We start from the raw sequence: 9,084 nt of genomic DNA, 5'->3' as shown, positions 1-9,084 counted from the left end.
CGGATACGACCTAGACACTCGCATCCTCGCAGGTCAGCGGCACCTTTCTGCTGTCAGGCCGTCAGCTCACCCAATTCCGCTGAATAACCGGGGTTAGGGCTTGCAGAAGAACAACACGCTGATGTCCGATTCGCGTGCGCCGTCATGTGGTACGCGGCTCGCTGAGCTGCAGGATCTGCCTGGCTGCGGTCACGGACGCCACGCTCTGCAGCGACGGCTGACGCCGCATCCTTCCCGGTCGCCGAGGCCTACCACTACGATCGGCCCCAGAACCGGAATCAGCGTGTTGTTCTTCTGCAAGCCCTTAGAACTCCTAACAGAATGGTCCAACTTGCCTTGGAATATGGGTGTCTGATGGCGCGTTAGCCTACACATGAGAAGGGGTGAGCAGCTGCCGTGGATCGTGTCGGATGAGCTGTGGGCGCGGATCGAGCCGTTGCTGCCGGTCGTGCCGCGCCGCGCGGATCACCCGGGGCGCAGGCGTCTGGATGACCGGAAGGTGCTGTCGGGCATCCTGTTCGTGCTGTACACCGGCATTCCGTGGGAGTTCCTGCCCCAGGAGCTCGGCTTCGACTCCGGCATGACCTGTTGGCGGCGCTTGCGCGCCTGGAACGACGCGGGTGTGTGGCAGCGTCTGCACGAGTCACTGCTGGCCGAGCTGCACGCGGTCGGCGCGCTGGACTGGTCCAGGGCGGTGATCGACGGCTCCCATGTGCGGGCCATGAAGGGCGGCCCAAAACCGGAGCGAGCCCGGTCGACCGTGCCCGAGCAGCCTCGAAGCACCATCTGATCACCGAAGCGCACGGCATTCCGCTGGCTGTGTCACTGACCGGCGGCAACCGCAACGACGTCACCCAGCTCATGCCTTGCGACTTCGGCAACTGGGTGACGCCGAGCGAGGCGGCGAGCTTCTCAACACGCCGGGTGCTGACACCGAGCAGGTAGGCGGTGGCGACCACGGAGACGGGGGCCTCCTCGGCCCGTCGGCGGCATTCGAGGAGCCAGTGCGGGAGGTAACTGCCCTGGCGCAGCTTGGGGATGGCGAGTTCGACCGTGCCGGCCCTGGTGTCTCACTCGCGCGGGCGATAGCCGTTGCGGTGGTTGACTCTCTCGTCGCTGACCTGCCCGTATTCGGCATTACACAGTCGGCCTCGGCGGACATGAGCGCGTCGGCGAACGTCTTGACCATCGCGCGCAGCAGATCGGGACTCGCCGCGGCGAGGTTGTCCTCGGCGAGGACGTGCGGGGGCAGACTGTCTGGTGCGGTCATCGCGCTGATCTCCTTCGAGCCTTCGACATCTCGAAGATCAGCCGGTGGCCGTTCTTGTATCGCGCTTTGGCCGATGGCGCTGATGTTCCATCAGCGTGGCGCCACGATACAAGCGTGCTGGGAGTGATCTCCATAAGGTGAGCGTTAAAAACTCATCCTCGGCAGGGTGTGTAGAAGGCTGGAAGCGCCGTTTCTGGAGCGGACGACAATAGTTCAGGACCGCTGTCGTGCCGCAGGGGGAATTCTTCGTCGATGTGCCAGCCGGTCTCCCGGCGTGGTTCTCTCTCACTCTCCGCCCCAATCACCGCCCCTTCGTCAAGGCCTAAGCCAGGGCTCGATGGGGTCTGGCTGACGCGTCCTCAAGGAGGATGATCAGTAATGTTTGATCACACGGGAAAATCACGGAGCAAGGTATGAGGAGACGTATAACGGGGATAGTGCCGGGGCAACGCCCCGGCACCAGACGGGCGGCCACAAGAGCTGCGGCAGATCTTCCTTCGGGGCGTCGGCGCGGACCGCGGCGCTCGCATGCCGTGGTGATCGCGCTGACGTTGATCGCTACCCTCTTCGGCTATATCGGCGGTTCCGCCCAGCCAGCCGCAGCGGTAGACCTGTGGCTCAACGACACGTCACTGATCACCAACAACCTCCAGGGCTACAGCTCCAAAGGTGATGCCGCCAGTAAGTGGACGACGTCGGTCGAGCAGTTCATTAACGCCGCCCCCATCGTCCTGCTGCAGGAGGTAGGACCCGGTGGCCCGCCCAGGGCAGGCGACGGCACTCTCCATCAGACTGAGAACGGCGATTACAGAGAGTACACCTGGACAGTCGGCGGCAGCTTCCGCGGCTTCGACACGCACGTCTACTACACGCAGACCCAAGGCGATGCCACCAGCGAGAATCCCACCGGCCGGGTCAACATCGCGATCGTCACCCGCGATGTGCCGGACGAGGTTTTCATAGTCAACAGCTCGACCGAGCGGGGCCGGAACGCTCTGGGCGTGCGCTTCGGAAACAACTAGTACTTCACCTTTCACGGTCTGGCTCGTTCCCATGGCAGCGACGACGGCCCGATGCTGACCGACATCGACCTGGAGGTCCAGGCGCATCGCGGCCAGGGCCAGACGTGGACCGTCGGCGGCGACTTCAACGTGGATCCGGCGGACCTTGTGCAGCGCTCGAACTTTCCGCACGGCGTGCACGTCCACGCCTCCGGGCAAGTCACCCACATCGGCGGCCATGAGCTTGACTACTTCGTCAGCACCGAACCCACAGTGGCGCGACGGCCTTGGGTTCGCAACGGGGCCACGCCTGACCACTTTGCCGTGCAGCTGGGCCAAATCCGCCCCCCGGTCGGCGGTACCCCGGTGCCGTCAGCGAGGGTGGGGTCCTTCCTGGGGCCAACGGCGACCGGCTCCGCCCGTATCTCAGACCTGTTCAGGGGCATCGGGGAAGGAAGCCTGTATCTGAGCAACGGCTTGAAGAGAGACGCAGGTCTTGAGTTCGTGGGTCCCCAGTCGGCCGGCGAGGGCCTGAACTACTCCGGCCTGCCGGGTGAGGACGCCTCGCAGCTGACCAAGCGGTCCGAGACAGAGACGTCGCAATACAAGCCCAATGTCGTGCTCGTGTACGCCGGTATGAACGACGTCCTGAAAGGCGAGCAGGACGCCGTCCCGGACCGCCTGTCGGCCTTGGTCGATCAGGTTCACACTGCCTCCCCGAGTACCGTTGTGGCGCTCGCCACCCTCACCCCGGCCACGGACTCCGGCGTCCAGGGACGGATCACGGCAGTGAATTCCGCGGTTCGGAACCTGGTCGCCGCCAAGCAGCAGGCGGGCCAGAAGGTCGTGCTGGCCGACACGTTCGCTGTCACCACCGCCGACCTCGACACGGACGGAATCACCCCGAATGCTGCCGGCATGGCCAAGGTCGCCATGGCTTTCGTCGCGGCGATGGCCGACGCACTGGCGCGCGAGTGGCTGGTAGAACCGAGCGCCCCCGGGGGCCCGGTCACGAATGACGGCCAGCAGATCGCTATCGCCGCCTACACCCACCCCAAGGCCGATCCGAACGCCTGGGACCGGATGATCGCCGCGTCGTCGAGCAAGGCGACCGTGCTGGTGGCCAATGTGCTGAACGGACCCGGCTCCACAAAGGTCGACGAGTGGGCCGATGTCATCAACCGTGCGCACGCCTCGGGCAAACGCGTGCTGGGCTACGTCGACACCGGCTACCTGGGCCTGGCGGACCACCGCCTGACACGACTCGGCTCGCCCAAGGTGACGAGCTGGGTCGCCCAGATCGACCAGGACGTCGACACCTGGTACAAGCTCTACGGTGCGTCGATCGACGGCATCTTCTTCGATGACGGTTTCAACCAGTGCACAGCCAACAACGACGATGTCCCCAGCTGGTACTCGGAGGTCAACGACTATGCCAAGCGTCAGCATCCGGGCGCGCTGACGGTACTCAACCCGGGCACCGTCGTGCCCCAGTGCTACGAGGACACCGCCGACATCCTGCTGACCTACGAGGGCAGTTATAAAGGCTACTTCGGGCAGGAAGCGAACCCGGAACTGAACCACAAGGATCTCGGCTGGACACCGAAAAGCCCGAAGAAGATCTGGGACATCATCTACGACGTGCCCGCGGACCAGATCCAGAAGGTCGCCGACACGGCGAAGTCACGAGGGGTCGGCTACGTCGAGATAACCGACGACATCATGCCCAACCCCTACGATCAGCAGCCCTCCGCCGACTACCTGACGGCTGAACAGAACGCCGTTTCCGGCGGAACTCCCGCGGTAGCGCCCCCACGGCCGTTCACATCGGGCGGGGGCGGCGCAGGAGGAGCCCCCACCCTGCACGTGAACAAGAGCGACTACACGTCCGCCTCGCTCAGCTGGCCCGCTGTCAGCGGCGCCACCCGCTACCTGGTCCGTGTCGACAACCAGGTTGTCGCGGCAATCCCCGCAAAGGCGACCGAGACCACCATCGGCGGGCTGGCCCCGGGCGGGAAGTCCTACACCATCGACGTACTTGCCCAAGGCGCCGACGGGACACAGTCCGCGCCCAGCAACAGCGTCGGCGTGACCACCCTGTCACTGCCAGGCGGCAAACCCATCACCAACGTCAAGGTCACTTCCACAGCTGACAGCACGACGGTCTCCGCCGACTTCCTCGTACCGTACTCGTTCCACCGAATCTACTTCTGGAAGTGGGCCTCCGACGACACTATCCTTTACTACAACCTGCCCCCGGACTGGAAATCCTGCTGGCCCGTCAACATCAACACTGCAAACTGGGTGTGCGCTCCAGCGATGATGGAGAACTCGACCTACCTGAACTACGCCGGCACGAATGCGAACCAGCCGGACTGGACATGGAGTCCAGTGAAATACACCCCACCCACCATTGGCGACGACGGCTACACCTGGACCTGGACGCTTCCCGTGGGGACGTCGACACTGGCCCCCGACCAGGTCATCATCCAGGGCGAAGGCTACTCTGCGCGGACCAACGTCTTCGGGCCGTGCTCCTCCCGCTACCTACAGCTGGGCGGCGGCCCGGATAAGAGCCAAGGCAACTTCTGCGCCGACTGACACACCGTCAAACGCTACGCACGAGCCGACCAGCCCGAGCGGATGCTCCGCGTCCCCAAATACTCACGGGTACCGGGTGGCGGTCGACACGCTGGGCGTCGCCGCCAAGGCTCGCTGCCAGGGCGGCGGCGGTCGTCTCGTGGGGTGTGCCGAGCGCGACGGCGCTGGCCTGCTCCAACCGCCCCCACTGGTCTTCGGCGAGGGAGACTTCGAGCGCGCCGAGGTATTCGCTGAGCTGGGCGGTGGTGCGCGGGCCGATGATCGGAATGAGGGCCGGGGCGGCGCGGGCGGCACGGGTGCGCAGCCACGCCACCGACACCTGGGCGGCGCCGGCTCCGGTCTCCTCGGCGACGGCCAGGACGGTGTCGAGGATCGCGGTCTTGCGTTCGCTGTCCTCGGTGTGCACGCCGGCGCCCCACCTTTCGAGGCGGCCCTCGTTGCTGTGGCGGTACTTGCCGGTCAGCAGACCGCCGGCCAGCGGAGCGTAGAGAGCGGCGCCGAGGCCGAACGCCTCGGCCATGGGCAGCAGTTCGCGCTTCGCGGTGCGGTCGGCGAGACTGTACTCGGTCCGCATGCCGATGATCGGCGCCATGTCGCGCAGTTCGGCGATGGTCGCGGCGGTCGCCACCCGCCAGGCGGGAAAGTCGGAAAGCTCCACCGATGCTGTGGATCAGGACCCCCGTCTGCCGATCCCGGGGGCAGCCCGGTCCTCGGTACAGCAGGCTGTACCTCTCGGGTCCCGGGCCCTGGTCCCGTACAGCTGGTCAAACGCGGGCAGTCGGCGCTCTCTCCCCACGGAGATCAGCACCAGGCACACTTGCACGCAGCGCCACCTAAACCGAACCTCAGCGCCATTCGCTGAACGTGTGTGCCGTAATGGAAGATGCACGCCAACAAGGCCGTTGAGGAGTCGGAATGCGGTGGCGCACCTCCGTCACCGGCAATCCGAGGTAGGGATCTACACGCGATGAACAGGACCATGAGCACCGAACCGAGGTCTGACGGAGAGCACAGAACCTTCCTCGCGAACATCACCGCCGGGAGCACCGGGTTGGACGGCTTCGACGCGTTACAGCGCGAGTGGGGCGCACAGGTCGGCGAAACGTTCCCGCTACCACCCTTCGAGTCATACGCACCTGGCGCCTTCCGTCTCAGAGCGCATTCCTCCAAGGTGCACGATGCCGTGATCACCGACTTCTACGCCGAGTCGATGGCCGGCGACAGCCAGGGCAGCTGCTTCCATCACGTCGAGGACCGAATCGTGCTGCATGTAATGCAGAACAGTGCGATTCACTTCGCCCGACCGCGCGACCGTGGCGGTCCCACCGTGTCGGCCGGCCAGTTCATCGCATGGCGCACCAGCTCGCCCTGGCACGCCTCGTTCGGGCCGCGTACGGCGACGAAGATGCTGGTCCTGCCCGAGGCGGACCTCAGAGCGCTGGTCAGTGACCGATCGGTTGTCGAACCGGCCGACTCAGCCGAGATGCGTGTGCTCATGGCCTACGCGAACATGGTCGGCTCCATAGTCAAAGACCTCACCGCGACCGGTGTGCAGGCCGCCCGCGACGCCCTGATCGAGCTGGTCAAGGGAGTACTGAGCCAGGGCGTCGACGGCAACGAGCGCCGGCTGGCACCCGCGCTCGCCCAGGCGGCCAAGGACATCGTGGACCGCCACCTCGCCGACCCTGATCTCTCCCCCGCGCTGCTCGCCCGCGAACTCAATGTGTCCGTACGGACGCTGCACCGCGTGTTCGCCACGACTGAGGAGTCAGTGACCGCCTACATCCGCCGCAGGAGACTCCAACAGGCCCGCGCCGACCTGGCCTCACCCCATGGCCACGCCAGCATCTCCGAAGTCGCCGCCCACTGGCAGTTCGCGGACAGCAGCCACTTCATCCGCGCCTTCAAGAAGCACTACGGTGAGACACCCGCCCAGTTCGCCCGATCGAGCAACCGCACCGCGCCCGGGACTGGAGACTCCCCACCGCAGACGACTCCTCACTGAACGACCGCGCTCGAGGAGGCCGGGCTGAGGCCGAACAGCGCACCACCGGCAACGAGGAGCTGAAGAGGGGCCAGCACAGCCAGGACCGTGGGCGCCGCGCATGAGGCCGGCGCGTCGCTGTGCATCAAGCACGCTCTCGGAAGTGAGTGACGCCATCTCTTCCCCGCGGGCGAGCAGTCGCCTCAAACAGGAGGCCGTTGGTGGTTCGTTTCTCCGGTGAACGCCCACCCGCCATCCGAGTGATGCCGCGGCGGTACACCCCCACCGGCGCGTCAGGGCCGCTACCTGTCTTGATCAGCTTCATCGCCGATCGAGAGAGATGAGCGCATGCATCCGTTCCACGCGAAGCTTGCCCTGGTCACCGCGGCGGTCGCCGCGCTGCTCGCCCCCCTCAGCTCCGCTCCCGCGGCTGCGGCCGCGTCCGCAGCGCCCGCCTTGCACATGGCCGGTGTCCCGAGCGTGCGCCGGGATCTTCCCGAGCCGCCGCCGGCCGATGTCGTCCGCAAGGAACTCGGTGAACTCACCGTCGCCGCCCCGCATCCGATGACCGGCTACTCGCGCTCCAAGTTCCCGCACTGGATCACCCAGTACGGCACCTGCGACACCCGCGAGGTCGTCCTCGCCCGCGACGGCCAGGACGTCATCCAGGACGAGCAGTGCCGCGCCGCCTCCGGGACCTGGTACAGCGCCTACGCCGGGAAGGTCTCCACCAGGCCGTCCACCGAGGTCGACATCGACCACGTCGTCCCCCTGGCCAACGGATGGCGCTCCGGAGCCGATGAGTGGACCACCGCCAAACGCCGCCAGTTCGCCAACGACCTCACCAACCCGCAGCTGATCGCCGTGTCCGCCAGCTCCAACCGGCAAAAGGGCGACCAGTCCCCCGACCAGTGGGCACCGCCGCTGCACTCCTACTGGTGCACCTACGCCCGTGCCTGGACCCACGTGAAGTACGTGTACGAGTTGAACATCACCGCGCCGGAGAAGAGCACGCTGGACGAGATGCTGGACACCTGCCCCGCATGAACACCAGCCCAGACACCGATACGTACACCAGCACCGTCACCGCCGGCCCGGGCGGGGCGATGACCGACGAAGTCGGCGTCATCACCGGCGACCTCACCGTCACCACCACTCTCACCGACGACAGGCACAGCGTTCACGTCGCCGTCCAGTACACCGGCGCCGACGAGTGGTACACCCTCACCGGCAGCCCCGCCCCCATCCCACAAGGAGGCCTCGCCGCCTACCACCGTGACCTCCTCGGCCGCATCCGGCGCGGCCAGGGCGCGACCGCCACCTGAACCCGGCGCAGCGGCAGCTCCGGCCGGAGGGCAGGCCGGAGCTGCTCCTGCACCCGGGTTCTGCCTGCATCGGGCCTGGGTAGCGTGTGGGGATGACCAGCGGGCGAAGGCAACGTCGGGACGGTTCACCCAAGCGCGTCCAGCTGACGAGCGGGGATCACGGCGGGCCGAAGGGCAAGAAATCCAAAGGCCGGCCGGCGAAGACCATCTCTCCCGGCGGCCAGGCAGCGCGTGCCGCAGTGCTGCGCGAAGTGGAACGCTTCCGGGAATCCATCCGCGCGGCCGAACAGCGTCGAGCAGCACCCCGGGATCCAGCATCTGCAGAACAACTGCCGGCCGGCACCGACCAGCAAGTGACGGAACAAGGGGATCCAGTCGACGCGCACGCCGCGCTGCGCGCTCACCTCACGCAGTGCCTCCAAGCAGCCCAGGAGCACAACTGGGGCCTGCTCAGGGACAGTGCCAGGCAACTCGCCCAAGTCGCTGAGCTTTTCGAGGCCGACGCCAGCTCACCACCGAAAGGCCATGCCGGGTGACGCCTTTGCCGTGCAGCCGAAGTCTTAAGACGGCTTGTGAGCGCAGGAGGTCGGCCCGAGGCAGATCTCGGCATCATCGACTTGAGACAAGGATCGGCCCGGGCAGCGCAGGCTGTCCGGGCCGATCCGAAAACAGTGTGATCGTGAAGGGCGGTCGCCTACACGGCGGAAGGCTCTGCGGGGCTTCAGCCGAACGATCGTCCCCGCAGGCAATAGATGAGGCCCGGGGACACTGTCCCCTTCACTATCACGCCCTGTGCAACGACACTCCCCCCCCGTTATCTTCTTCGCGGTCCTGCAAGAGGGCCGCTGGCCTCCGGGCCCGGCATGACTGTGTCCCCCTGTCGAGCGGATGACCTGGGGGGTG

Annotated in this window: 7 protein-coding genes and 2 pseudogenes; 7 read left to right on the top strand and 2 right to left on the bottom strand. The window is 66.3% G+C overall.

The genetic code is table 11. The features are described from left to right. Positions 1-373: 373 nt before the first annotated feature. Positions 374-867, top strand: a pseudogene (locus tag ABZZ74_RS51105) (IS5 family transposase); the annotation flags it as partial. Here ABZZ74_RS51105 and ABZZ74_RS51100 read toward each other — a convergent pair. Continuing rightward, a pseudogene (locus tag ABZZ74_RS51100) lies at positions 867-1,270 on the bottom strand (transposase); the annotation flags it as partial. The pseudogenes ABZZ74_RS51105 and ABZZ74_RS51100 sit on opposite strands and share 1 nt — an antisense overlap. 536 nt (positions 1,271-1,806) lie before the next feature. Here ABZZ74_RS51100 and ABZZ74_RS51095 point away from each other — a divergent pair. After that, positions 1,807-2,292: a hypothetical protein gene (locus tag ABZZ74_RS51095; protein WP_356950978.1), complete on the top strand. Its 486-nt coding sequence runs from the start codon at positions 1,807-1,809 to the stop codon at positions 2,290-2,292. Between the two features lie 51 nt (positions 2,293-2,343). Continuing rightward, on the top strand, positions 2,344-4,872 hold the full coding sequence (locus ABZZ74_RS51090) for a spherulation-specific family 4 protein (RefSeq protein ID WP_356950977.1): 2,529 nt from the start codon (positions 2,344-2,346) through the stop codon (positions 4,870-4,872). A gap of 7 nt (positions 4,873-4,879) precedes the next feature. On the opposite strand, the gene ABZZ74_RS51085 is transcribed toward ABZZ74_RS51090, so the two are convergent. Continuing rightward, the gene (locus tag ABZZ74_RS51085; protein ID WP_356950976.1) at positions 4,880-5,530 is read right to left on the bottom strand and encodes an aldo/keto reductase; all 651 of its coding nucleotides are present in this window, start codon (positions 5,528-5,530) and stop codon (positions 4,880-4,882) included. Positions 5,531-6,055: 525 nt separating this feature from the next. On the opposite strand from ABZZ74_RS51085, the gene ABZZ74_RS51080 reads away from it, so the two are divergent. The 4 genes from ABZZ74_RS51080 (at position 6,056) to ABZZ74_RS51065 (ending at position 8,717) form a co-directional block, all read left to right on the top strand. Continuing rightward, positions 6,056-6,877, top strand: a complete 822-nt coding sequence (locus ABZZ74_RS51080; RefSeq protein ID WP_356950975.1) for a helix-turn-helix domain-containing protein — start codon at positions 6,056-6,058, stop codon at positions 6,875-6,877. A 327-nt stretch (positions 6,878-7,204) separates the two neighbouring features. After that, entirely contained in the window at positions 7,205-7,903 is a 699-nt protein-coding gene (locus ABZZ74_RS51075) for an HNH endonuclease family protein (RefSeq protein WP_356950974.1), read from the top strand. Further along, on the top strand, positions 7,900-8,181 hold the full coding sequence (locus tag ABZZ74_RS51070) for a hypothetical protein (protein ID WP_356950973.1): 282 nt from the start codon (positions 7,900-7,902) through the stop codon (positions 8,179-8,181). The genes ABZZ74_RS51075 and ABZZ74_RS51070 overlap by 4 nt, the downstream gene beginning before the upstream one ends. 92 nt (positions 8,182-8,273) lie before the next feature. Then, the gene (locus ABZZ74_RS51065; RefSeq protein WP_356950972.1) at positions 8,274-8,717 is read left to right on the top strand and encodes a hypothetical protein; all 444 of its coding nucleotides are present in this window, start codon (positions 8,274-8,276) and stop codon (positions 8,715-8,717) included. Positions 8,718-9,084 lie beyond the last annotated feature (367 nt).

Origin of the sequence: Streptomyces sp. NPDC006476 (genome assembly GCF_040612015.1) — a bacterium.
Lineage (GTDB): Bacteria > Actinomycetota > Actinomycetes > Streptomycetales > Streptomycetaceae > Streptomyces > Streptomyces griseorubiginosus_B.
Note: the sequence above shows the minus strand (reverse complement) of the source record. Positions and strands in the feature narration are given on the sequence as shown.